The sequence below is a fragment of the Psychrobacter sp. I-STPA6b genome, assembly GCF_020662265.1.
In the GTDB taxonomy this organism is placed as follows: domain Bacteria; phylum Pseudomonadota; class Gammaproteobacteria; order Pseudomonadales; family Moraxellaceae; genus Psychrobacter.
Window position 1 is genome coordinate 1 of sequence record NZ_VEWM01000005.1, and the last position, 498, is coordinate 498.

1 protein-coding gene is annotated in these 498 nt (G+C 26.7%); it reads right to left on the minus strand.

The features are described from left to right. Positions 1-73 precede the first annotated feature (73 nt). On the minus strand, positions 74-498 hold a 425-nt coding region (locus FHK88_RS00220), incomplete at its 5' end, for a phosphoribosyltransferase family protein (RefSeq protein ID WP_227428779.1).

Sequence of the window (498 nt, forward strand, 5' to 3'; positions counted from 1 at the left end):
ATCCTAAACCAATAGTAAATTTTGGTGCATTTATATTTTCCCTTTGTCCTTTTTGCAAATTGATAGCCATAGTCTAATCTATTTTTATTACGTTAATATTCTTTTTATATTCTAAAATTTGATGGTAATTATTACTTATCGCAAGATGAAATAATTCGTTGCTTTTCTTTCTTGAAATATTAGAGATCAGATAAGCAAACTGTTTATCATCCATGCTTAAAATAAATTTTACGATTCGGGTGTTGTATTGAAAATCTTCACTATTTACTATTGAAACAATATCTTCTACACTTTTAACAGCAAAATAATTGTAATGATTTTCTATTTTGGGATGAATGTCTTTGTTTATTAATTCTGCAAAATACACAAACACAAAATCTCCCTTTACCTCATATTGGTCCAGGATTTTATTTACGGTATGTTCATGACTTCCTGTTATTTTGATATCATCAACAAATATGCAAAGTTTGCCTTCAATAAAATTACGATCTATATAAT